This is a genomic window from Flavobacterium hibisci (assembly GCF_020026925.1).
Taxonomy (GTDB): domain Bacteria; phylum Bacteroidota; class Bacteroidia; order Flavobacteriales; family Flavobacteriaceae; genus Flavobacterium; species Flavobacterium hibisci.
The window spans coordinates 1-24,678 of record NZ_JAIQDW010000024.1 but is presented as its reverse complement, the minus strand read 5'-3'; the positions used below and the strand labels follow the sequence as shown (position 1 = coordinate 24,678).

Here is a 24,678-nt window from a genome sequence, read left to right as displayed (position 1 = left end):
TTTATTATGATTTCTTAGACAATTATGCCAAAGCAAAATCACACCGAAGTTTCGGTGGCAAATTTAGTTATTAATTTAGCTACTACAAAATATTTTTTGACACAATAAAATACGGGGAATATTGTATTTATTTTAATGCTGCTTTTACAAATTTATCTAATCGGTCTGCTAATGATTCATCAACTGAAACTAATGGTAAACGAACCGTATTATCAGCAATTCCTAAAGACTGCAACACCTGTTTAATTCCGGCAGGATTTCCCTGTTCAAAAATCATATCAATACAATCAGACAATAAGTATTGGGTTTTAAAAGCCTCATTTACTTTTCGGTTCAGGCCTAGACGAATCATTTCTGAGAATTCTTTTGGGAATCCCTGTCCAATAACCGATATAACTCCTGCCCCGCCAGCTAATACAATTGGCAAAGCAATCATATCATCTCCTGAGATTACCAAAAAATCCTTTGGTGCATTTTTAATGAGTTGCAAAGCCTGAGCCATGTCTCCTGCCGCTTCTTTTATCCCTACAATATTGTCAAAATCGTTTGCAAGACGAACTACTGTTGAAGGTGCCATATTACTTGATGTTCTTCCTGGAACATTATATAAAATTACCGGAACAGGAGAAGCTTCTGCAATGGTTTTAAAATGCTGATAAATCCCTTCTTGTGTAGGTTTATTATAGTAAGGAGAAACAGAAAGAATAGCTTCAAATGCTGAAAAATCCCTTGTTTTTAATTCTTCTACAATCTGCATTGTATTGTTGCCTCCAACTCCAAGAACTAAAGGCAATCTTCCGTTATTAACTTCAACAACCGTACTGATAACCAACTCTTTTTCTTCTAATGTTAAAGTTGCATTTTCTGCAGTTGTACCCATAACGACCAGATATTCCACTCCACCGTCAATCGAAAAATTAATGATTCGATGCAAAGCTTCAATATCAATTGAAAAATCTTTTTTAAATGGAGTGACAAGCGCAACACCAGTTCCTATTAATGATTGCATAATCTAAATTATATTTTTACTTTATATTTTTTAAATACCTGAACAATTCGAAAACGAAAAGTCTATAATTGCTTAAAGAAGTATTTATCATCCAACGATTTATATCTTTGTCTATTGATGCAAACCCAACTTTAAATTTTGCTTTTGATTGATTCGTAATCAGTTTCAAAATGGGTTTCTGAACATCATAATAACTAATCAAAAGATCAAATTCTGTTTCAATAAATTCAGTTAAAAAATCTACTTTACTATCCCCTTTCCAACCTATATGCTTTTGGGTGAAAGTTGGAAAAGAATATGTTTTTTTATCCTCAAACTTATCTCTGTACACCACAATTTTAATTCTGTCAGAATCAACCCCTTTAGAAACTAACTCCTCAATAAGTGCTTTTGAATGCCTGAAATCACTCTCATCAATCAACAAGCCAATTGTTTGTACATTACTGGTAAATACTTCTTTTTTTACATTACGTAAATTATTTTTTAATGTTTTTTTTATAAAAAAATCCTTTAAGTAATTTAAAAACATAGTACTTTTACCAGATTACAAAATTAATTATTTAAGTCTCATTTAAGATGGTAAAACTAAAAAAGTATAACGGATTTTTAAAACTTTTTGTTATATTCTTAACATTCTTATTTGCTTTATCATGCAGTAAAAAAAATTACCATCTGGATAAAATAGAAGGGAAACAACTTCCTATTACTGAAAAAAACAACCAGATTCCTGAGATAGAAAACTTTATTAAACCTTATCGTGATCACATCAATAAAGATTTAGACAGTGTATTAGCTTATTGTCCGGAAACACTTGATAAAAGTATTGGAAAGTGGCAAACCAATATTGGAAACCTGATAGCTGATGTTTGTTTACAAAAAGGAACTCAGGTTTTTAAGATCCGTGAAAAAAAAGACATCGATTTATGTTTGCTAAATCATGGCGGAATAAGGGCTATATTACCAAAAGGAAATGTAACAACAAGAACTGCTTTCGAAATTATGCCTTTTGAAAACAATCTCGTTGTATTAGCTTTAAAAGGTGATCAGATTCTGGAAATTGCTTCGGATATAATTAAGCAAAAGAAAGCCCATCCTTTAGCCGGTATGACTTTTACAATTTCAAAAGATAATACTGCTAAAAATATTCAAATTCAGGGAAAACCTCTTGACATTACTAAAACGTATTATGTAGCAACAAACGATTATCTGGCAAATGGCGGGGACAGCATGAATTTTTTCCTCAAAGCTTTACAGAAATATGACCTGGACTATAAACTTCGAAATGTATTAATTGATTATTTTAAAGAAGTAGATACGATTCCGATTCCAAAAGATATTAGAATTACAGAAGAATAATCAAAAACTTGAATCCAAAATAAAAAACAGGCGTTTTAGAGCCTGTTTAAATTTTATCTAATTGCTTTTTACGGATTATTTTCCGCTATATTTCGTTAAATTTACTCAAAAATAAGTCTATTATTCTTTCAAAATTTGCCTCATCTATCGAAAAATAATCTCATAAATATCTAAATATTTAAATTTTAAACAGGGTCTTAGTAAAAAAACACAAAATGAAAAGAAGAGAATTTATTGAGAAAACCGCTGCGGGGACGGCTTTATTAAGCCTGGGCCTTTCATTGAGCAGTTTTGAAACAAACGATATAAAGCATCTAACTGTTCTGCATACTAACGATGTGCACAGCCACATAGATCCTTTTCCTGCTGATGACCCTCGTAACCCAAACAAAGGTGGCGTATCGCGTAGAGCTGCTCTCATTGAAACCATTCGAAAAGAAAATCCAAATGTGCTTTTACTAGATGCCGGAGATATCTTTCAGGGAACCCCTTATTTCAATTATTATGGTGGAGAACTTGAATTCAAACTAATGAGCATGATGAAATATGATGCTTCTGCAATTGGAAACCATGATTTTGACAATGGTCTTAATGGATTGTACGCACAAATGCCGCATGCCAGTTTTGATTTTATCTGCTCGAATTATGATTTTAAAAACACAATCATGAACGGACATGTAAAACCATATAAAATTTTCAATAAAAACGGAATTAAGGTTGGTGTTTTTGGTTTAGGAATAGAACTTGCAGGATTGGTTGACAAAAAAATGTACAAGGAAACTGTTTACAATAATCCTGTAGAAATTGCACAGGATATGACGCAATTGTTAAAGAAAGAAGAGAAATGTGACCTTGTCATCTGTCTTTCTCACCTGGGCTATAAATACAAAGAAAACGAGACAAAAATTTGTGACTTAAAATTAGCCGAACTGACACAAGACATTGATTTGATTATTGGTGGTCATACACATACCTTTTTGGACAAACCTACTATTGTAAAAAATAAATCAGGCGAAGATGTTCTGATAAATCAGGTAGGATGCTACGGAATAAATTTAGGCCGAATCGATTTTTATTTTGACAAAAATAAGTCACATACTAATCAAGGGAAATCAATTATTGTTTAACCCTCTTTTTATTTGATACTATAAAATATTTTGCCATAAAAAAGTAGGCCAGAATCTGCGCAATGTCCCTAATTAGGATTAATACTAAAGAATAGGAGAAATATTCATTGAAAATAAAAAAGATATCAGAAATTATAAAACAGGTAATCATTACTGTTAGCAGTAAACTAACATAAGTTCCTCTGGTTATATATTTTGTATAACAAACAACCCCTAACACACTTAATACAATACCGTAAATACAGTATAGAAATTGAAAGTCTTTGATTTTATCAAACTGCAAACTTAAAACAGAAAACAATAAATAGATAATAATTAAGATTACCATAGCTACAGGCAACAGGTCTGCTCTTTTAAGTTTTATCTTTTCAACAATGATTTTTTTGATTAATATAGAGTAAACAAACAGAAAGCATATTGAAGATCCAAGGGTAGAAATTTCTACATCCATAAGATGAAATACTTCTCCGACAAAGCATAAAGCAAAAATTAAAATCTGAGTTGTATCAATTTTAAAATTATTTGACGAATAAAAATAAAAGAATACAGAAGGAATTACAATCGATTTCATACAAACCGTCAGATAATCATATTGAAGAATATCAAACACGATTGTAAAAAAAAATGCAATCGAGTATAAAATCAATGACGGCCTACTCGGTTTCATTCAGTTTGGTTATAAATTCCTGTTCAGATAGTATTGGAATATTTAATTTATTTGCCTTTTCTAATTTTGCCGGCCCCATATTATCTCCAGCTACTACAAAATCTGTTTTTGCAGAAATAGAACTTCCCACTTTACCGCCGTTATCTTCTATGGTTTTCTTTAATTCATCTCTTGAAAATTCAGTAAAAACTCCCGACACAACAAAGGTTTTCCCTAAGAACTTGTTGGTTGCATCAGGATTTACTTTCTCAACGATTTCAAACTGAACGCCATATCTTTTTAATCGTTCAATTATTTTTTGATTTTCTTCATTCTCAAAAAATTCAATAACGCTTTTTGCAATTCGTTCTCCAATTTCATCTACTAAAATCAATTCCATTAACGAAGCCTTACTTAGTGCATCAATATTTTTGTAATGTCTTGCTAACTTCTTGGCTACAGTTTCACCTACAAAACGAATTCCTAATGCAAAAAGAACACTTTCAAATGGAATTTCTTTTGATTTTTCAACACCGTTTACCAAATTTTCAGCTGATTTTTGTGCCATTCTTTCCAGATGCAGAATATCCTCTACTTTTAATTCATACAAATCAGCATAATTATGAACAAGACCATTTTTGAAAAGTAAGCCCACTGTTTCACCGCCAAGGCCTTCAATATCCATGGCTTTTCTTGAAATATAATGCTGGATTCTACCAATAATCTGGGGTGGACAACCGTAGAAATTTGGACAATAATGATTCGCTTCACCTTCGTTTCTGACCAATTCCGTCTGACATTCCGGACAATGAGTAATATAATGCGTTTTTTGTGAATCTTGAGGACGCTGTTCTAAATCCACAGCAATTATCTTCGGAATAATTTCGCCTCCTTTTTCAACAAAAACAGTGTCGTTTATTCGAATGTCTAATTTTTCGATTTGATCTGCATTATGCAATGAAGCTCTTTTTACAATAGTTCCAGCCAACTGTACCGGTTCTAAATTTGCCACCGGAGTAATTGCTCCGGTACGGCCCACCTGATACGAAATTGATTTTAACCTGGTCGAAACCTGCTCTGCTTTAAATTTATATGCTATTGCCCAACGAGGTGATTTTGCTGTATAGCCTAATTCTTCCTGATGACGGAAACTGTTTACTTTTACCACAACACCATCTGTTTCGTAAGGCAATTTGTGACGATGCGTATCCCAATAATCAATAAAATCAAAAACTTCCTGCATCGTATTGGCTAATTTTGCCTCACTTGGCACTTTAAATCCCCATTCTCTTGCTAATTGTAATCCTTCAATTTGAGAAGAAAAAGGTAAATTATTGCTTGTAACCGAATACAATAAACATTCTAAAGGACGTTTGGCAACCTCAGCACTGTCCTGTAGCTTTAAACTTCCGGAAGCTGTATTTCTTGGGTTTGAATATGGGGTTTCACCAATTTCAATTAAATCCTGATTCATTTTTTCGAAGCCTTTTAAAGGCAGGATGATTTCGCCACGAATGTCGAACTTATCAGGATAATTCCCTTTTAATTGCAATGGAACTGATTTAATGGTTTTAATATTATTGGTAACCTCATCTCCCTGAAAACCATCTCCACGTGTCAAAGCCTGAACCAGTTTGCCGTTTTCGTATGTAATGCTTATTGAAGCTCCGTCGTATTTTAGTTCACATGTATATTGTAAATCGACATTTCCAAGAACTCTCTGGATTCGGTTTTCCCATTCTACTAAATCTTCTTTTGAATAAGAGTTATCCAAAGAGTACATTCTGAACTGATGTGCAATGGTTTTAAAATTTTTGGTCACCATTCCGCCTACCCTTTGAGTCGGAGAATGTTCGTCAAAAAATTCAGGATGTTTTTTTTCTAAATCCTGAAGCTCTTTTAGTTTAGTATCAAAATCATAATCAGAAATTGTAGCATCATCAAGTACATAATAATTGTAATTGTGTTGATTAAGTTCGTTTCGTAAATTCTGAATTGTCTCCTGAATACTCATAAATATTAAAAATAGTACTGATTATAATGTATAAAAACCCAGTCTCAAAATTAGGATTATTTTTTATTGTAAAATATTAAAAACTAAAACTTTTTTTAGTACATGACAAAATTATATTTTGCTAAAAATCAATAATATACAGGTTAATTAATTTGCAAAAAAGACTGATATTTCGTACATTATAGAATTATTACGACATAATTTTTATAATGAAGAATACCAGTCTTGAGGGTAAAGATACAGAGCTTATTTCAGTTTTACAAGGTCATTTCAAAGGGAAACTCAATTTAGCAAGGGTCAAGCTCATTTGTTTATTTATAACGGCTTTATGCAAAATAAAAACAGTTAATTATGATAGGTTAGCATCGGGATTTGATACAACCGCCAATAAAAATAGCTCTTATAGGAGGGTCCAAAGATTCATGAAGGAATTTGACTTTCCTATGAAAATAGTTTTTTCTTTGATATTCAATATATTACCAGTAAAATGTGATTTGGTATTGGTCTTAGATAGAACCAATTGGAAGTTCGGAACTAAAAATATCAACATTCTAATGTTGGGAGTCAGTTATAAAAATGTTGCATTTCCATTGATGTTCAAAATGTTGGATAAACGAGGAAATTCAGATATACAAGAGAGGATTGATTTAATCAAAACCTACATAGAATGGTTCGGGAGGCAAAGTATAGATTGTCTCTTGGCTGATAGAGAGTTTTTTGGGGATAAATGGTTAGAGTTTCTAAACCAAAACAATATTAGGTATTATATTAGAATCAGAAATAATTTCAAAATTTATTCTTATCAAAAACAGGAAGAGATTAAGGCTTTTTGGTTATTCAATAATTTAAAAATAGGCGAGTTTTACCACTACCCGAGAATTGTGGAGTTACATGGTCAAAAATGCTATCTTTCTGGGAGCAAGACCATTGCTAGGGATGGAAAAATAGAATTTTTAATTATTGTATCATTCAATAAACCAGAACAAGCAATGGTTTATTATAAACGAAGATGGCAAATTGAAACTCTTTTTAGAGGTTTAAAAAGTAGTGGTTTTAACATAGAAGACACACATGTGACGGATTTAAAAAGATTAGAAAAACTATTTTCTCTAACAATGATTGCTTTTGTATGGTGTTATAAAATTGGCGACTATTTGGATGAATGCATCCAGAAAATAATAATAAAAAAACATGGCAGAAGAGCAGTAAGTGTTTTCAAGTATGGATTAGATTATTTGTCAAAATTTCTTTTGACAGGATTTAAATCTTTGGAAAACAATATGTTTTGCTTTTTGTCATGTACTTAAAAAAAATTAAAAAAAATATTTATCCTGTTTTAAATCAATTTATTAAAAATAAAAAATTTATTTTCAAAGAGAATTCCTCCCAGTATAAGTAATTTATTCGCTCAATAAAAAAATTAAAACTAATATGGAATTAAATTGAAGAGAATTGAAAGAAGCAGGTAAAAATACGGGTATAGAAATAGAAAAAAGATTAAACAAAAGTTAAAAACATTAGAAAACTTCAAAAAAAACAAAAAAAATATAACTATCTAAGTATCAGAATAAAAACCACTAAGATTCCAAAATTGAATTAATTTGTTTAAATAACTGCCCATCACTTAAAAAAGCCCCTTGTTTTATCAACTCAAAAATAGAAGAGTTTCGATCTTCAGTAAAAATTTTTTTTCCCCTTTTCATTTCTATCGCATCTGTAAACATATTATCACTTAACCATTGCAAACCATCTTTAGTCAGGAAATCAATTTCAACAACCAAAGATTTCAATACAATAGATTGCACATAAGTTTCAAAACACTGAAATAAAAATATATGATTTTTAGAAAAATGTTCTAAAAATTCTGCTCTTGACAAAACACCTTCCCAAATTAAATCCGAAAAAACATCCAATTCCTGTTCGGCAACTTCCGGCTTATTTAATTTTAAAGAATCCCACTCCGCTTTATCGATAGCCTGTGCAGCTAAAAAGCTGGTAAATTCTGCATGTAATTCCTCAAATTGTTCTTTTGTTAATCTTATATATTTCATTTTCTAAATATAAAACGCTTACTTTTTTTTTAAGCTTGCAAATTTATACTTTTAAAAGTTAATGAGAGACTTTCTTAAGAAAAAGACTTCTCTTATTGAAACAACATTTAACGGAAATTCAGCAATAACATGAAGCATACTTAAGAAATACAAAACTATAACACCAATCCTATAACTGTAAACATACAAAATCACTGATGTTAGCCATAAAATCAAAATTGACACTAAATAAGGTTTAGAAATGCCACTACACCATCCAATTATTGATGTTTTAGAAAACCAATTCAAATAATGATAGGTATATGAAAAAGCAATAAATGTTTGAATTTTTATAACTAGAACAGAATTAAAGTCAAAGTATGAAAATATTATTTAAAATTTGGTTTAAAGAAACAATAATATTTTTAAAACCAGTCTCTAAAAACATATCTTTCACTGATTCAGATGTATGAAATACAGACAAAAAGGGATTATACGAAATAAACAGAGGAATCAAAACAAAAAGAACAATTGTAATTACACCATAAACAGAACGATTTTTTAGAGTTCCAACAATAATAAATAATAGCGTAAAAAAATAAACATGAATAATCGTTGGTAAAAAGATACTTATAATAAAAAAATAAAAGGGTGAGGTTTTAAGAAACAATAACCCAAATGTAAAAGCGAAAATAAAGGCCGCAAAAATCTTTTTAGATTCTTTAAAAAACACCAATCCTATAGAAAATATTAAACTAGAAACAATCAAAACACCAAACAACAACACAAAATAGCTATTTAAATAACTAGAAAAAAAAGCTTCTAATTTTAAATATTTAAAAAGCATAAGAAAAGTGATTACTACAGTAATCACCATTAAAATCGAGATATATTTTCTGTCCTGAATAAAATAATTCTTTTGATGGAGCCAATTAATTTCAGTCAGGTAATGCAATGGCCCTAAAACCGCGTAAGAAAAAAGAAAAAGTTCAAATGGAAGCATTATAGACAGAAGCAAAGATATTAGAATCAAAATTATATTCAATACCTCAATTTTATTTGCTTTAGTCATATTAAACATTTCTAAAGTATAAATATAAAAAAAATCCCGAATTCATTTTTTAGAATGAAACGGGATTTTAATTTTATATATAAACTATTACTTTTCAGCAACAATTTCATATGGCAAATCAACAATAACATCTCTGTGTAAACGGATGCTTGCCGAGTATTTTCCAGTACGTTTTACGATACCGCTAGTGATGAATTTTCTATCAATAGCATTACCTGATTTCTCTAAAGCTTCTGCAATATCGATGTTTGTGATAGAACCAAAAAGTTTCTCTCCACCAGCTTTAGCAGTAAGTTTAATTTCAAGAGATTTTAAAGTTTCAGCTAACGCTTTTGCATCAGCAACAACTTTAGCTTCCTTGTGTGCTCTTTGTTTTAGGTTTTCAGCTAAAACTTTTTTAGCAGAAGGAGTTGCTAAAGTAGCAAAACCCTGAGGAATTAAAAAGTTACGACCGTAACCAGGTTTTACAGATACTACATCATCTTTAAATCCTAAGTTTTGTACGTCTTGTTTTAAAATAATTTCCATGTTGTTGTCCTTATAATTTTAGAAGTTAGGTTCTGCCTTACAGAAACCAGCGACTAGAGTTTTTTTATACTATTTTAATAAATCGGCCACGTATGGCATTAAAGCTAAGTGACGGGCTCTTTTTACAGCTACAGAAACTTTTCTTTGGTATTTTAATGAAGTTCCTGTTAAACGACGAGGAAGAATTTTTCCTTGCTCATTAACGAATTTCAATAAGAAATCAGCATCTTTATAATCGATATATTTGATTCCTGATTTTTTGAAACGACAATACTTTTTAGTTTTGTTAGTTTCTATGTTTAAAGGCGTTAGATATCTGATATCTCCGTCTTTTTTCCCTGAAGCAGATTGTTGTAATGTTGCCATAATAATTAAGCTTTTGTAGATTTAAGTTTAGCTCTTCTTCTTTCAGCCCATGAAATAGCATGTTTATCAAGACTTACAGTCAGAAAACGCATAACTCTTTCGTCACGTCTGAATTCAGTTTCAAAAGCAATCAGAACTTCTCCAGCTACTTTGAATTCGAATAAGTGATAAAAACCACTTTTTTTGTTTTGGATTTCGTAAGCCATTTTTTTAAGGCCCCAATCCTCTTTCGATACCATTTCAGCTCCTCTACTAGTAAGAAATTCTTCAAATTTCGTTACTGTTTCCTTTACCTGAACTTCAGATAAAACGGGATTTAAAATGAAAACAGTTTCATAATGATTCATAAATACAATATTTATTTGTTAAAATTGGGTGCAAAAGTAACCATTATATTTGAATAACCAACATTTTTTTTCTTTTATTCGTTGAAATGCAAAAAACAGGCTTCCATCTTAGTTTTTTTTCTAAAAAAATAATACATTTACTATTGTAAACTTGAATTTATTAAATCTAAACTCTTATGAAACTAAACTGTGTTGTTGTAGATGATAGTTCTATACAGAGGGCAATTATTGCAAAATTAGTCAACAATCATCCTGGCTTACACCTTATTGGTGATTTTTCTAATGCAATCGAGGCAAAAAGTTGCATGTCTTTAAACAATATCGATTTAATATTTCTGGATATTGAAATGCCTGTTATTAATGGCTTTGACTTTCTTGATGGTTTAAAATCTAAACCTCAGATTATATTTATTACTTCTAAAGCTGAATACGCATTGAAGGCTTTTGACTATGATGCTACAGATTATCTGCAAAAACCTATAGCCGTTGAGCGTTTTAATGCTTCTGTGAAAAGGGCAATTGATATGCATATACTTAAAAAAGAAGTAAAGGAAGAAGAAGGCGAACACATTTTTATCAAAAGCAACCTTAAGAAACTTAAAATTTTCACATCAAAAATCAAATGGATTGAAGCATTTGGAGATTACGTAAGAGTTGTTACTGAAGATGACAGCAATTTGGTATTGTCAACAATGAAATCTTTTGAGAATGATTTATCAAAAGAAAAATTTATCCGTGTTCATAAATCATATATCATTAACATTGATAAAGTGGAACGCTTCAACAGCAAATTTGCAGAAATTGGCATCACTAAGATTCCTCTTAGCCGAAACAAAAAAGAAGACTTAGTAAGAGCGTTGTCAACGCCTTAAATAACTAGTAAAAATCTACATTTACAACTACCTTTATAGCTCTGTATTGCGGAACTGCTTCAAAACTATTCAAGATTTTCTGAATAGTTTTTTTTGTTGCTCCTAAAGGAATATTGTGCGGAATCTTAATTAAAATTGTTCTGATATATTCGTTTCTTATCCTGTTAATTGCCGGTTCTTCAGGACCCAACACAGGCATATTCAAATTTTGGTTTAAAACCTGATACATCCACATAGTACCTTCTTTTAATTTATCAAAATCACGGTGTCTTAAAGTCAGTTTTATAATTCTGAAATAAGGAGGGTATTTATAGATTTTCCTGTCATACAATTGTTCCTTATACATACCTGCATAATTATGCATCGTAACCTGCTGAATTGTATTATGATTTGGATTATAAGTCTGAATCACCACTTTTCCTTGTTTTTCAGATCTTCCGGCTCTTCCTGCAACTTGTGTCATCATCTGAAAACTACGTTCAAAAGCTCTAAAATCAGGATGATGCAGCATATTATCGGCATTCATAATTCCGACCAGACTTACATTATCAAAATCAAGTCCTTTGGCGAGCATTTGGGTTCCAACTAGAATATCTATTTCTCTATTTTTAAAAGTATCTATGATTTTTTCAAAACCAAATTTTCCGCGGGTTGTATCCTGATCCATCCTTCCAGTTTTAGCTTTCGGAAAAAGAGAGAGCAGTTCTTGTTCTATTTGTTCTGTACCAAAACCTTTTGTAGTCAAGTCAATACTGGAACAACTATGACAATTTGTTGGCTTTGCTATTGAATAACCGCAATAATGACAACGAAGTTGATTTTTGTGTTTATGATAAGTCAAACTTACATTGCATTGCTGACAATGCGGCACATGACCACAGGTTAAGCATTCTATTACAGGAGAATAACCCCTCCTGTTCTGAAACAAAATCACTTGTTCTCCTAAAGACAATGCTTCAGCAATTTCTTCAATTAGAAGGTCGCTAAAGTGTCCTGTCATTCTTTTCCTAAAATGCTTGTCTTTTAAATCTACCAAAACAACTTCCGGCATTCGGACATTATTATAACGTTCTATAATCGTAACCAAACCAAATTTTTCAATTTGAGTATTATAATAAGTTTCAATACTTGGAGTTGCAGATCCTAAAAGTACTTTGGCACTATGAAAATTAGCCAAAACTATTGCTGCGTCACGGGCATGATATCTTGGGGCAGGATCAGTCTGCTTGAAAGTCTGTTCATGTTCTTCATCAACAATCAATAAACCCAGATTATTAAAAGGTAAAAACAAAGCTGATCTCGCCCCTATTACAATTTGAGCCTTTTCTGAGTTTTCGAGTGTCTGTCTCCATACTTCTACTCTTTCATTATTACTGTATTTAGAATGAAAAATAGCTACTTTATCCCCAAAATGAAGTCGCAAACGAGAAACTAATTGTGTCGTAAGTGCAATTTCAGGTAAAAGATATAAAACTTGTTTTCCTGTTACTAAATATTCCTCAATTAACTTAATATATATTTCTGTTTTGCCGCTTGAAGTAACACCATGAAGCAGACAAACCTCTTTTTCTGATAAGCTATTTTTAATTTCATTTAAAGCTGTATCCTGAGCTTTGCTTAACAATAATTGTTTCTCTGAGACACTTCCTTCAAAAGAAACTCTGTCATGCTGTAGATAATATTCTTCAAAAATTTCTTTTTCAATTAATGCTTTTACAACTGTAGGTGTCGAATTTGAAACCTCAGTCAATTTTTTTACTGTAATAGGCTTTTTTTCTGAAGCACTAATTTGAAAATAGGCTAAAACAATTTCTTTCTGTTTATTGGCATTTTTCAGTATTTCTAACAATTCATTCAAACCACTGTCCGATTCATATTTCGAATGCAGTTTTACATAGCGGACCAATTTTGGCTTATAACTTTCTTTTATTTCTTCTTCTAAAACAATAATATCTTTTGAAATCATTTTTTGAAGAACCGGAAGTATATTTTTCTTATTCAGAATTGAAATGATATCCTGAACCTTAAGTGAACTTTGATGGTGTAAAGCTTCATAAATCAAAAATTCATCATCAGAAAGTTCACTATCCTTTACCGTAACATTTGGTTTATGCGAAATAATCGTTTCACTTTCCAGCAATAACCCAACAGGAAACGCCCCTCGATACACATCTCCAATTCCACACATATAATAGTTTGCTATCCAAAGCCAGTGTTTAATCTGGATTTCTGTTGCAATTGGCTTTTCGTCTAATATCTGATGGATTTCTTTCGCTTCATACAAGCCTGGTTCATTTTGATGCAGATCAATAACCAATGCTGTGTAAATTTTGCTTTTGCCAAAAGGTACTGCTACCCTCATTCCTTTTTTAATAAAATGGAATTCAGCTTCAGAAATGCGATACGTAAAAGTTTTAGCTAAAGAAAGCGGTAAAACAACTTCGACAAAAAACATGTAATTATTTTAAATTGATGAATTATTTTTTACCCGAAGTTTGTACCACATTATATTTCCGGACCATATCCAAAGTATGTTTCAGAGATTCTTTATTCGTCCAATCATCATGACCAGGAATAATATAAAATGGATTCTTAAATTTCGCTTGTACCTTTTGGATTGATTTCTCCCATTCTTTCACATCAGCATCGCCCAGGTAGCCTAAATCTTTTGCTTCTGTACTTTTAACAAAACAGCCTCCATAAAGCACTTTCTCTTTATCAAACCAAACTACAATATTATCCGGAGTATGTCCTTTTCCTGGGTAATAAACTTCAAAGGTGTGTTGTCCTACTGTAAAAGTAGTATCATTCGGAATTATAAATTCGGCTTTTTTTTTGTTTTCAATCTTAAGGATTTGATCTGTCGCTTTAATGGTATACGTTTTAATTCCTTTTTGTCTGTAAAAATTCAAACCTCCTGCCCGATCTTCATGAGAATGTGTTGCAAAATACATTACTACATTTTTATTGTGCTTTGCTTTTATACTATCTAACAAAGGCTGATACTGTGTTTCATCCCAGGGTGCATCAAACAAAACAACACCTTTACCTGTCACAAGATACATACCATTTGCAGAAACCAGTGTTCCTTTGTAATCATGAAACGTCTTATAAATATAAAAGCCACCTGCAAGATGACTTATTTGTAATGGTGAATTCTTAGATTGTCCGAAGCTATCAAATAGTATTGCTAAGAATAAAATTATGGATGCTAAATTTCGCATTTTATTGAATTAATTTTTAACTCGCGCCCAGTATTGTGTTCTTCCTACAATAGAAATTCCAATATAACCACGTAGTTTTAATTTATCAGCAGAATCGAGAGTAATATAGCACTTGTATTTTTTTCCATTTGTTGGATCTAAAATTGTTCCTCCATTATACTCAGCCCCGTCTTTTTTAAGCCCGTTAATAATTATCATACCTAAAATAGGCTTATTTTTTTCGGCTCCATCACACTTTGTACATACATCTTTTTTATGATCAGCACGTAGTATATCTACAACCTTTCCGTATATTTTTCCAGATTTTTCATAAATCTCTACTATTGATTTTGCTTCACCAGTTTCATCATCAATTGTTTTCCATTTCCCAACCACACTTTGCGCCTGAACAGTATTTAACGTTAGAAAAAAAACACTAATGGCTAATATCAAATTTTTCATAATCCTATTTATTTTTTTGTCTTAATTTCCTGATCGAAGCATTGAGTTCAAACCCCAGCAACAGTATCATACAGTTTATCCAAATATAAAACATTAGAATTAATAATGTGCCAATAGAACCATAAAGTTCGTTGTATTTTGAAAATTTTATAACCCAAATCCCAAAAAAGAACGAAGATATAACAATTAATACTGTTGTAAAAACTGACCCGATACTAATAAAAGGCACCTTATTATATTGTCTGGTTCCATAACGCAATAATATTGAAGTTGTTATCAAAATCATAAGCATAACAAATAAATATCTTCCTAAAATAATCAAAGGAATTCGGTCGCTCAGTACATCCTGAATCATCGTTTTTTGAATGAACACCTCAAAAACAACAATTGTAGCAACAGTTACAAATAATATAATCGTCATTACAAGCGAAATCGCAATAGCTACTAAATATTGACTAAAGAAGCCGCGCTTATCAAAAACATGCTTAGACGATTCGAAACCGCTAAGAATACCGTTAATACCATTTGCCATCAAAAAAATTGAAAGCAAAAATCCCGATGACAATAAGCCTGAGTGACTATTGTTTAAAATATCACTGATAATTTTACTAATAGCATCGTAAGTATTTGGCGGAACTCCCTGTTGCACAAATTGCAGAAAATCATTCTGAAATCCTTCAATTGGAATATAAGGAATCAAATTCAGGATGAATAGTGCAAAAGGAAATAAAGCCATAAAGAAACTAAACGATACTGCACTGGCATGGTATGAAAAAGCCCCTTCCAGGATACCCAAAATATACATTTCGAGTAAGTCATACAACGAAAAACCTTCTAACCATGGTAATTTAATATTCTTTAAAAATCGAACCAAAAAACGCACAACTGGCATTTTTTCTAAACGATCTCCTATTTCCTGCGACATGTATTATAGTTTTAGTTAGTTGAGTCTAAATTTTAGATTACAAACTCTAATGTACTACGATAAGTTGTTTCTAGAAAGCTTTTAAACTAAGATCCATATTATAAACTGAATGTGTCAAAGCACCTGATGAAATATAATTTACACCGCAAAGCCCATATTCCCGAATCGTTTTTTCGCTAATGTTACCTGAAGATTCTGTCTGGCATTTGTTACCAATTAATGCTACCGCCGTTTTCGTATCTTCATAATTAAAGTTATCAATTAAAATTCTGTGAACTCCGTCGCTCAATAAGATTTCACGGATTTCATCCAGATTTCTGGCCTCAACAATAATCTTTAAATCCAGATTATTAGCTTTCAAATATTCTTTTGTTTTATTTATTGCTAATGTAATTCCTCCTGCAAAATCAATATGATTATCTTTTAACATTATCATATCATACAAAGCAAAACGATGATTTTCTCCGCCCCCGATTTTTACTGCCCATTTTTCGGCCACTCTGAAATTGGGAGTTGTTTTGCGTGTATCTAATATTTTAGCACCAGTTCCTTCCAAAAGCTGCATCAAATGATTTGTTTTGGTAGCAATAGCAGACATGCGCTGCATGGTGTTCAAAACCACTCTTTCAGCCTTCAAAATAGCTTGTGAACTTCCTGAAACTTCAAAAACAACTTCGCCATATTCCACGTGAGAACCGTCTTCTATAAAAGTTTTCACTTTCAATTTTGGGTCAACATATTGAAATACCATTTTGGCAAGCTCAACTCCTGCAATTATACCCTGGTCTTTTACCAATAATTTAGCTTGTCCGTTTGCTGTATCAGGAATACATGCCAATGAACTAAAATCTCCCGGACCTACATCTTCCCGAATTGCATTACTTATCAATAATTGTAATTCAGTTTGAAATTGTGCTTCGCTAATCATTTTCTAAAATTTTATAAGATGCTAAAATAGGACTTATTTTGGGGATTTAAAAGTCTCAATAACATGAAAAGTTATACAAAATACCAAAAAAATTATTTTAACTATTAACAGATTAAGAAAATTTAAGTTCAACTTTCCAATATAACTTTCTGTTTTTAATTGAATAGTAAAACATTAAATACTTCTTTTTAAAGAACTAAGAAATTAAGAAAATTGAAGTTAAAAATCTTAATAAACTTAATATATTAATTCTAGACAAATAGAAGAACATTAAATACCTTTGAGGTTCATTCAAACAAAATTATGGGATTAATTAAAGATATTTACTCGGTTTCTTTTTACGAAAAATTTGGTCAGGCTGTCGTCGAAGTGATTCCTTCATTCAACAAACAGAAATTCATCCAAACTATTTATGAAGGTGATTTCGCTCAAAAAGAATGGAAAGACCGAATGAAACATACAACAGTTGTCCTGCATCAGTTCATGCCTCAAAATTTTCCCGAAGCTGTTGCTGTAATTGACAAAATCATAGAGAACCTAAAGAAAAATAGTTTTGCCGATGGCAATCTGGCTTTTATTTTTTTTGCAGATTATATCGAAATGTACGGTTTAGATGATTTTGAAACTTCAGCAAAAGCTTTCGTTTCCATAACCAAGTTTATAAGCTGTGAGTTTGCTGTTCGTCCTTTTATTTTAAGATATAAAGAAAAAATGATTGACGAAATGATAAAATGGTCTCTACATGACAATCACCATGTACGCCGATTAGCAAGTGAAGGTTCGCGACCAAGATTACCATGGGCAATGGCAATTCCATTTTTAAAAAAAGATCCAACTTCTATTCTTCCAATTTTAGAAAATTTAAAAAATGATTCTTCCGAATATGTCCGCAGAAGTGTTGCTAATAATTTGAACGATATTGCAAAAGATAATCCGGAAATTGTACTCGAAATCGCTTCCAGATGGAAAAATCATAGCAAAGAAACTGATGGAATCATCAAACATGGATGCCGCACTTTATTAAAGCAGGGACACCCTGAAATTTTAAGTCATTACGGCTTAGAAAGCACAAATATTGAACTCTCATCTTTTCAAATCAAAACACCTGTTGTAAAAATTGGAGATTATCTGCAATTTCATTTTCATATAAACAACAAAAATGAAGAACCTAAAACAGTTCGTTTAGAATATGCGGTTCATTACAAAAAAGCTAAAGGGCATCTGACTAAAAAAGTGTTTAAAATCAGTGAGAAAAATTATTCCCCGAACCAATTAACAAAAATTGAAAGAAACCAGTCTTTTAAACTGATTACAACCCGTGTTTTTCATCCGGGAGTTCACCAGTTATCAATTATAATTAACGGAACTGAAAGTGACGTTTTAGAATTTGAACTAATTGATTAAAACATATTTCTCAACTTAGCATGAATTGATTTGTTACAATTTGTATAGTTCAATGTCTTTTATTTCTTATTTTTATAAATACAAATCTATAATGACTTTTCTTAATCTAAATTAAGTTACACACTCGTACCACTGCTGTAATTTTGTTTTCAAATAAAATCAATCATGTCAAATATCAGTTTAATTATCGAAGAACGTGCTGCCAATATTGGCAATTTTATGGTAGGCAGATTATTACCTTTCCGTGAAAAAAGAGCCGTTGGACCATTTGTATTCATCGATCATATGGGACCGGCACATTTAAATCAATACCAAAATATGGATGTTCCGCCGCATCCGCATATCGGACTTTCAACGCTAACTTTTTTGTTTGAAGGAAGCATTATGCACCGCGATAGTTTAGGAACTGAATTAGAAATAAAACCAGGTGCCGTAAACTGGATGACAGCCGGAAAAGGTATTGTCCATTCTGAGAGAACTCCCGAATATCTAAGACATTCAGACAAAATGCTTCACGGATTACAGATTTGGGTAGCGCTTCCGAAAGAACTGGAACAAATGGATCCGAATTTCACTCATGTTGAGGCTCAGGATATTCCTGCCTGGGAAGAAAATGGCGTTTCATATAAACTGATTGCCGGTGAAGCTTTCGGGAAAAAATCTCCGGTTCCTGTTTACAGTCCATTATATTTTATTGAGATTAAAAGCAAAGAAGCTCGAAAAATCAATATCGGAAAAGATTTATTCGGCGAAAGTGGTCTGTATATTTTAGAAGGGAGCATTACAAGCGGTGGACACGTTTACGATCCAAAACAAATTTTGATTACACATGACAGTACGCTTTGTGAGTTTGAAATTGCAGCCCATTCAACTGTGTACATTTTTGGTGGACAACCTTTTCCTGAAGAACATTTTATCTTTTGGAATTTCGTATCTTCTGATAAAAACCTTATAGAGAAAGCCAAACAAGACTGGACATCGCAGACTTTCCCAAAAGTTCCGGGAGAAACCGAATTTGTCCCATTACCAGAACCAAGAATTAAATAACTTATGGAAACATTATCAGCAAAAATAGATACACGATTGTATCGCACCGAAATAACATCAGCCAGCGGGAATATTGTAATCGCAGACGAACCACAGGAAGCTGGAGGGAAAAATTTAGGATTCAGTCCTTCTGAACTTTTGGCTTCTGCTTTAGCTTCCTGTACTTTAATTACTTTACGAATGTATATCAACAGAAAACAATGGAATGTTTCGGAAATAGATATCAAAGTAGATTTAGAAAAAGACAGCGAACAAAATATTTCTTTATTCACCCGGAAAATTGAAATAACAGGAGAGATTGATGAAAGCCAAAGACAAAAACTGCATATAATTGCCGATAAGTGTCCAATTCATAAAACACTTACCAACACTATTATAATACAAACAACTATAATTTAATTATCATGGAAATTAAACAAATAAACGATATCAAAAGAGGCTATTTTGAAGCTATAGAAGACGACAAACAAGCTGGAAAAATGACCTATACCTGGGCCGGGGATGCCAAATTCATCATTGACCATACTGAAGTAAATGAAGAATTTAACGGAAAGGGTGTTGGCAAAAAACTAGTTATGGCGGCTGTAGAATACGCCAGAAATAATGGCCTGAAAATTATTCCGCTTTGTCCTTTTGCAAAAAGTGTTTTTGACAAAACAGAAGATATTCATGATGTATTATTCCGTTAAGTATTAAGGCCTAAGAAAATAGTTATTTCAAGAGGTAGATCAAACTCGTTCTCAAAAAATATCAATTGCCTTTTGTAAACAGTTTCAATCAAATAGTGATTTCCTCTAAAATACGTTCTTCTCACTTTAACTTCCAAATCAGAATGCTCAACCATGATCAACTGATACGGATAAACTAATAATTTTTCAGATTCATCTTCGGAAAGTCGCAATAAATGAGTTGGAATCTCATTAACTTCTCCAAAAAGAGATGCAACATATTTCGAAGATGGATTTGTATAAATTTCCGCCGGATTTCCTTTAGTAATAATTTCACCGTTGCGCATAACGATAGCTTCATTGGCAAATGATAAAGCATCTGTACTGTCATGTGTAGCAATAATACAGGTAATTTTTTTCTGTTTTAAATACCGGAACAGATTTCGTCGTAAAGCATTTTTTCTAAAAGCATCAATCTGGCTAAAAGGTTCATCAAGCAAAATCACTTCAGGTTCTAATGCCAAAACACGAACTAATGCTACTCTTTGCTGCTGTCCGCCACTTAAAAATTTTGCTTTAACATTTGAAAACTGCTCCATCTCAACCATTTCTAAAAGCTCCTGAACACGCAGCTTTTTCATATTAGCAAAACCATTAGAAAGAAACTTTCCTACGTTTTCAGCAACTGTTTCATAAGGAGATAAATCAAAATCCTGAGCCAGATATTTCATGTAAGGCATTCCTGGTATTAAGTTATATTTTGGACCTAAAACTGGTTTGCCTTCATAAAAAATTTTTCCTTCATCCAGATCATACAGTCCATATATTAGTTTTAAAAGCGTGCTTTTTCCACAGCCGCTTTCGCCAATAATAGCAATATTTTCACCTTTATTTATGGCGAAAGAAACGTTTTTTATAACCGGTTTATCAGTGTACGAAAATGAAATATTTTGAATGTCAAGCATGTGTTCTAATTGAGAGTTCAAATTTACAATGTTTAATTTCGAAAGGCAAAAAAAAGCTGCTTCAATTAAGAAACAGCTTTTAATAAATTTTATTGCAATTTAATTATTTTCCAGCCTGCGCTTTAGCCTCATTGACCATTTTATCATTTGCAGTAATCGCAAACTCAACACGACGGTTTTGAGATCTTCCTTCAACAGTTTCATTAGATGCAATCGGATCAGCAATTCCTAAACCTGATGTCTTAAAACGACTTGATTGTAATCCTTTTGAAACTAAATAAGCTTTAACAGATGCAGCTCTTTGTCCTGAAAGAGTTAAATTATATTCTGGTTTACCAGTATTGTCCGTATATCCAAAAATTTGAATATCAGTATCTCCGTACTCATTAAATACCGGAACTAATTTATCTAAGTTTGCTTTTGCCTGAGAAGTCAAAGTTGATTTATTGGTATCAAAGCGAACAGCATTTTCGTTAAGAGTTAAGTGAATACCTTCACCTACACGTTCTACATCAGCACCTGGCAAAGCCTGATCAATTTCACGAGCCTGTTTGTCCATTTTATTTCCAATAAGTGCTCCGGTACCTCCACCAACAGCAGCTCCAATTGCGGCTCCCAGAGCAGCGTTTCCACCTTTACCTAAATTATTTCCTAATACAGCTCCAATTACACCTCCTGCAACGGCACCAATTCCGGCACCCTTTTGAGTATTATTAGCATTTTTAACTGAATCGCAGCCTGCAAACAAACTAACTAATACAAGTAAGCTGCTCAATCCTAAAACTGTTATCTTTTTCATCTTTTTTATTCTTCTTTAAAATTAATTAGCTCTTTGAAATTGGTAAGTGACATCTTTAGATTGTCCACCAACATTAATTGTATCAATCAACTGAAATGAATTATCAGTTAATCCTGCCACTTTTAGCAAGTATCCTGTTCTCACATTTTTTGATTTTGTTCCCGGATCAACAATTTTCAACACAAAAAGTCCTTGATTATTAATACTCCATACAATTGGAGAAGTAAAGGCCGTACAACTCGGAGAATTCAATGTCATCGTACCTTTATTATTATTTGAAATAAAATTCCAGGTACTTCCTATAAAACATTTAGAATCTGCAAGGTCAAAAGAATTAACTTTGATATAATCAGATCCTGCATAAGAAACATTTGTAAGCACCCAGTTTCCTTTGATAGCTACTTGAGTTGGTCTGTCAAGTTTTTTTGAAATTTCTGTTTCTGTTGAAGCAGTAGTTGATGAAGCTGATTTACACGCAAATAAGATCGTGGACATCATGCAAATGAAAATAAATTTCTTCATTTTGTAGAATTATTTAAGTTATTACTTACACATTTAACAATTATTGTATCACAAAGATACGATTCATTAAAATATATTGAGTTCCAAAATCCTATTATTTTCTTTCAAAATTAACATATGCGACATTTTGTCATTATAAAAAAATTGGTATTTAATTTGAATAAGTGAAAATCATCTAATTAAACTAAAAAATTAAAAAAATATGACAACAGGTAAAATTAATGTTTCCGTAGAAAACATCTTTCCCTTAATCAAAAAGTTCTTATATAGCGATCACGAAATCTTCTTACGTGAGCTGGTATCGAATGGTACAGATGCTACTTTAAAATTAAAACACCTGATTAGCATTGGGGAAGCAAAAGTAGAGTACGGAAATCCAATTATTGAAGTTAAAGTGGATAAAGAAGGTAAAAAAATCCACATTATCGATCAAGGTTTAGGAATGACAGCTGATGAAGTTGAAAAATACATTAATCAGGTAGCTTTTTCTGGTGCTGAGGAGTTTTTAGACAAATATAAAGACTCTGCGAAAGATTCCGGAATCATCGGACATTTTGGTCTTGGCTTCTACTCTGCTTTTATGGTGGCTGAAAAAGTTGAAATCATTACAAAATCGTATAAAGATGAACCAGCTGCACACTGGACTTGTGACGGAAGCCCTGAATTTACTTTAGAACCAGCTGACAAAACTTCACGCGGTACTGAAATTATTTTGCATATTGCAGAAGATTCTCTTGAGTTTTTAGAAGATTCTAAAATTAGTGGGTTATTGAATAAATATAATAAATTCATGCCTATTCCGATTAAATTCGGAACCAGAACAGAAACACTTCCAAAACCAGAAGATGCACCTGAAGATTACGTTAATGAAACTGTAGAAACTGACAACATCATTAATAATCCAAATCCTGCCTGGACAAAACAACCTTCTGAATTATCTGATGAAGATTACAAAAAATTCTACAGAGAATTGTATCCAATGCAATTTGAAGAACCGTTATTCAATATTCATTTAAATGTTGATTATCCATTTAACTTAACAGGGATTTTATACTTTCCTAAATTAGGTTCTGATATGCAAATTCAGAAAGATAAGATTCAATTGTACCAAAATCAGGTTTATGTTACCGACAATGTTGAAGGAATTGTACCTGAATTTTTAACAATGTTAAAAGGAGTTATCGATTCTCCGGATATTCCATTGAATGTCTCTCGTTCAGGATTACAAGCTGATGGTGCAGTAAAGAAAATTTCAAATTATATTACTCGTAAAGTTGCCGATAAATTAAAAGCATTATTTAATGAAAACCGTTCTGATTTTGAGCAAAAATGGAACGATATCAAAATTGTTTTAGAATATGGAATGCTTTCTGAGGATAAATTCTACGAAAAAGCTGGTGCATTTGTATTGTACCCGACTGTAGATGACACGTATTTTACTCTTGAAGAATTAAAAGAGAAGATAAAAGAAAATCAAACAGATAAAGACGGGAAACTTGTAGTTCTATATGCAGGAAATAAAGATGCTCAGCACTCTTATATTCAAACAGCAAAAGAAAAGGGGTATGAAGTATTACTTTTAGATTCTCCAATTATTTCGCATTTAATTCAAAAAATAGAAGGTGACAACAGAGATCTAACTTTTGTTCGTGTAGATTCTGATCACATTGACAATCTAATTAAAAAGGATGAGAATACAATTTCTAAATTATCTGATGAAGAAAAAGAAACTTTAAAAACTTCATTAGAAGCTTACATTCCAAAAGCATATTCTGTTCAATTAGAAGCGATGGACAGTCAAGCCGCACCATTTATAATCACTCAGCCAGAATTTATGCGCAGAATGAAAGAAATGAGTCAGTCAGGTGGTGGTGGAATGTTCGGAATGGGTAACATGCCGGAAATGTACAATTTAGTAGTAAACACTAATTCTGATTTAGCTTCCAATATTTTAAATACCGAAGACAAATCAACTCAGGAAAATTTGGTCAAACAAGCTTTAGATCTTGCCAAATTATCTCAAAACTTATTAAAAGGAGAAGAACTTACAGCTTTTGTAAAAAGAAGTTTTGATTTAATTAAATAAACATATTTAAATCATAATAATTATTAAACCTGCAAACTTACATTTGCAGGTTTTTTTATTTTAAAAATCTGTATTATAATTTTTTAATATCAGCCTATATAAAAAAGCTTTTTTAATAATATCTAAGATTATTTAGGTATTACTATTTGATTTGAACTTTTTAGTATCTATATCTTTATGGCGTTACCCTATGGGTCTGGCTGTCCGCTGTATCTTTTGTTCGGGGATGTTTTGGATATACAAGAATATTTAAAGACTCACAAAAGGATGCCGCTTCCATCCCTAACGCAATATGGGATAAG

26 protein-coding genes are annotated in these 24,678 nt (G+C 31.9%); 9 read left to right on the top strand and 17 right to left on the bottom strand.

Annotated elements, in window-relative coordinates; translation table 11 throughout:
- Positions 1 to 127: 127 nt before the first annotated feature.
- Together dapA and K8B81_RS18485 are read right to left on the bottom strand one after the other, a co-directional pair.
- Positions 128 to 1,009, bottom strand: coding sequence for a 4-hydroxy-tetrahydrodipicolinate synthase (gene dapA / locus K8B81_RS18490; RefSeq protein WP_223683034.1), 882 nt, complete (start codon positions 1,007 to 1,009; stop codon positions 128 to 130).
- 16 nt (positions 1,010 to 1,025) lie between these two features.
- Positions 1,026 to 1,538: a DUF6913 domain-containing protein gene (locus K8B81_RS18485; protein ID WP_223683033.1), complete on the bottom strand. Its 513-nt coding sequence runs from the start codon at positions 1,536 to 1,538 to the stop codon at positions 1,026 to 1,028.
- Between the two features lie 47 nt (positions 1,539 to 1,585).
- Between K8B81_RS18485 and K8B81_RS18480 the strand changes: the two genes are divergently transcribed.
- Together K8B81_RS18480 and K8B81_RS18475 are read left to right on the top strand one after the other, a co-directional pair.
- Positions 1,586 to 2,365, top strand: a complete 780-nt coding sequence (locus K8B81_RS18480; protein WP_223683032.1) for a 5'-nucleotidase C-terminal domain-containing protein — start codon at positions 1,586 to 1,588, stop codon at positions 2,363 to 2,365.
- Positions 2,366 to 2,580: 215 nt separating this feature from the next.
- Positions 2,581 to 3,492: a bifunctional metallophosphatase/5'-nucleotidase gene (locus tag K8B81_RS18475; protein WP_223683031.1), complete on the top strand. Its 912-nt coding sequence runs from the start codon at positions 2,581 to 2,583 to the stop codon at positions 3,490 to 3,492.
- Here K8B81_RS18475 and K8B81_RS18470 read toward each other — a convergent pair.
- Positions 3,482 to 4,159 (bottom strand): hypothetical protein, encoded by a 678-nt coding sequence (locus K8B81_RS18470; RefSeq protein ID WP_223683030.1) that lies wholly within the window; start codon positions 4,157 to 4,159, stop codon positions 3,482 to 3,484. The genes K8B81_RS18475 and K8B81_RS18470 overlap by 11 nt on opposite strands.
- Positions 4,146 to 6,152: an NAD-dependent DNA ligase LigA gene (gene ligA / locus K8B81_RS18465; RefSeq protein WP_223683029.1), complete on the bottom strand. Its 2,007-nt coding sequence runs from the start codon at positions 6,150 to 6,152 to the stop codon at positions 4,146 to 4,148. The genes K8B81_RS18470 and ligA overlap by 14 nt, the downstream gene beginning before the upstream one ends.
- A 209-nt stretch (positions 6,153 to 6,361) precedes the next feature.
- Here ligA and K8B81_RS18460 point away from each other — a divergent pair, with 209 nt between their 5' ends.
- Positions 6,362 to 7,459, top strand: coding sequence for an IS4 family transposase (locus K8B81_RS18460; RefSeq protein WP_223683028.1), 1,098 nt, complete (start codon positions 6,362 to 6,364; stop codon positions 7,457 to 7,459).
- 270 nt (positions 7,460 to 7,729) lie between these two features.
- Here K8B81_RS18460 and K8B81_RS18455 read toward each other — a convergent pair whose 3' ends face one another.
- The 5 genes from K8B81_RS18455 to rpsF all read right to left on the bottom strand — a co-directional run bounded on the left by K8B81_RS18455 (position 7,730) and on the right by rpsF (position 10,495).
- On the bottom strand, positions 7,730 to 8,203 hold the full coding sequence (locus tag K8B81_RS18455; protein WP_223683027.1) for a DUF6495 family protein: 474 nt from the start codon (positions 8,201 to 8,203) through the stop codon (positions 7,730 to 7,732).
- 352 nt (positions 8,204 to 8,555) lie between these two features.
- Positions 8,556 to 9,254 (bottom strand): hypothetical protein, encoded by a 699-nt coding sequence (locus K8B81_RS18450; protein WP_223683026.1) that lies wholly within the window; start codon positions 9,252 to 9,254, stop codon positions 8,556 to 8,558.
- An 87-nt stretch (positions 9,255 to 9,341) separates the two neighbouring features.
- Entirely contained in the window at positions 9,342 to 9,782 is a 441-nt protein-coding gene (gene rplI / locus K8B81_RS18445) for a 50S ribosomal protein L9 (RefSeq protein ID WP_223683025.1), read from the bottom strand.
- A 69-nt stretch (positions 9,783 to 9,851) separates the two neighbouring features.
- Positions 9,852 to 10,148, bottom strand: a complete 297-nt coding sequence (rpsR, locus tag K8B81_RS18440; RefSeq protein ID WP_007138295.1) for a 30S ribosomal protein S18 — start codon at positions 10,146 to 10,148, stop codon at positions 9,852 to 9,854.
- A 5-nt stretch (positions 10,149 to 10,153) separates the two neighbouring features.
- Complete coding sequence (gene rpsF / locus K8B81_RS18435; RefSeq protein ID WP_007810575.1) at positions 10,154 to 10,495, bottom strand: 30S ribosomal protein S6; 342 nt, start codon at positions 10,493 to 10,495, stop codon at positions 10,154 to 10,156.
- A 176-nt stretch (positions 10,496 to 10,671) separates the two neighbouring features.
- On the opposite strand from rpsF, the gene K8B81_RS18430 reads away from it, so the two are divergent.
- The gene (locus K8B81_RS18430; RefSeq protein WP_223683024.1) at positions 10,672 to 11,367 is read left to right on the top strand and encodes a LytR/AlgR family response regulator transcription factor; all 696 of its coding nucleotides are present in this window, start codon (positions 10,672 to 10,674) and stop codon (positions 11,365 to 11,367) included.
- Between the two features lie 4 nt (positions 11,368 to 11,371).
- On the opposite strand, the gene priA is transcribed toward K8B81_RS18430, so the two are convergent.
- The 5 genes from priA to nadC all read right to left on the bottom strand — a co-directional run bounded on the left by priA (position 11,372) and on the right by nadC (position 16,885).
- Positions 11,372 to 13,822, bottom strand: coding sequence for a replication restart helicase PriA (priA, locus tag K8B81_RS18425; RefSeq protein ID WP_223683023.1), 2,451 nt, complete (start codon positions 13,820 to 13,822; stop codon positions 11,372 to 11,374).
- A 22-nt stretch (positions 13,823 to 13,844) separates the two neighbouring features.
- Positions 13,845 to 14,591: a subclass B1 metallo-beta-lactamase gene (bla-B1-FLAV, locus tag K8B81_RS18420; RefSeq protein ID WP_223683022.1), complete on the bottom strand. Its 747-nt coding sequence runs from the start codon at positions 14,589 to 14,591 to the stop codon at positions 13,845 to 13,847.
- 9 nt (positions 14,592 to 14,600) lie between these two features.
- Complete coding sequence (locus K8B81_RS18415; protein ID WP_223683021.1) at positions 14,601 to 15,032, bottom strand: DUF2147 domain-containing protein; 432 nt, start codon at positions 15,030 to 15,032, stop codon at positions 14,601 to 14,603.
- A 4-nt stretch (positions 15,033 to 15,036) separates the two neighbouring features.
- Positions 15,037 to 15,957, bottom strand: coding sequence for a YihY/virulence factor BrkB family protein (locus K8B81_RS18410; protein WP_223683020.1), 921 nt, complete (start codon positions 15,955 to 15,957; stop codon positions 15,037 to 15,039).
- Between the two features lie 70 nt (positions 15,958 to 16,027).
- Positions 16,028 to 16,885 carry a carboxylating nicotinate-nucleotide diphosphorylase gene (gene nadC, locus K8B81_RS18405; RefSeq protein ID WP_223683019.1) on the bottom strand — a complete coding sequence of 286 codons (858 nt, stop codon included), beginning with the start codon at positions 16,883 to 16,885 and terminating at the stop codon, positions 16,028 to 16,030.
- Positions 16,886 to 17,188: 303 nt separating this feature from the next.
- On the opposite strand from nadC, the gene K8B81_RS18400 reads away from it, so the two are divergent.
- The 4 genes from K8B81_RS18400 to K8B81_RS18385 all read left to right on the top strand — a co-directional run bounded on the left by K8B81_RS18400 (position 17,189) and on the right by K8B81_RS18385 (position 20,025).
- On the top strand, positions 17,189 to 18,289 hold the full coding sequence (locus tag K8B81_RS18400; protein WP_223683018.1) for a DNA alkylation repair protein: 1,101 nt from the start codon (positions 17,189 to 17,191) through the stop codon (positions 18,287 to 18,289).
- A 165-nt stretch (positions 18,290 to 18,454) separates the two neighbouring features.
- Positions 18,455 to 19,336, top strand: coding sequence for a pirin family protein (locus K8B81_RS18395; protein WP_223683017.1), 882 nt, complete (start codon positions 18,455 to 18,457; stop codon positions 19,334 to 19,336).
- A gap of 3 nt (positions 19,337 to 19,339) precedes the next feature.
- Positions 19,340 to 19,735, top strand: coding sequence for an OsmC family protein (locus K8B81_RS18390; protein ID WP_223683016.1), 396 nt, complete (start codon positions 19,340 to 19,342; stop codon positions 19,733 to 19,735).
- 5 nt (positions 19,736 to 19,740) lie between these two features.
- The gene (locus tag K8B81_RS18385) at positions 19,741 to 20,025 is read left to right on the top strand and encodes a GNAT family N-acetyltransferase (RefSeq protein WP_223683015.1); all 285 of its coding nucleotides are present in this window, start codon (positions 19,741 to 19,743) and stop codon (positions 20,023 to 20,025) included.
- On the opposite strand, the gene K8B81_RS18380 is transcribed toward K8B81_RS18385, so the two are convergent.
- From K8B81_RS18380 to K8B81_RS18370, 3 genes are all read right to left on the bottom strand, one after another.
- Complete coding sequence (locus K8B81_RS18380) at positions 20,022 to 20,969, bottom strand: ABC transporter ATP-binding protein (protein ID WP_223683061.1); 948 nt, start codon at positions 20,967 to 20,969, stop codon at positions 20,022 to 20,024. The genes K8B81_RS18385 and K8B81_RS18380 overlap by 4 nt on opposite strands.
- A gap of 103 nt (positions 20,970 to 21,072) precedes the next feature.
- A complete protein-coding gene (locus tag K8B81_RS18375; protein WP_223683014.1) occupies positions 21,073 to 21,768 on the bottom strand; it encodes an OmpA family protein in 696 nt (231 codons plus the stop codon).
- Positions 21,769 to 21,789: 21 nt separating this feature from the next.
- A complete protein-coding gene (locus K8B81_RS18370) occupies positions 21,790 to 22,290 on the bottom strand; it encodes a lipocalin family protein (RefSeq protein WP_223683013.1) in 501 nt (166 codons plus the stop codon).
- Between the two features lie 202 nt (positions 22,291 to 22,492).
- On the opposite strand from K8B81_RS18370, the gene htpG reads away from it, so the two are divergent.
- Positions 22,493 to 24,376: a molecular chaperone HtpG gene (htpG, locus tag K8B81_RS18365; RefSeq protein WP_223683012.1), complete on the top strand. Its 1,884-nt coding sequence runs from the start codon at positions 22,493 to 22,495 to the stop codon at positions 24,374 to 24,376.
- Positions 24,377 to 24,678: the final 302 nt, after the last annotated feature.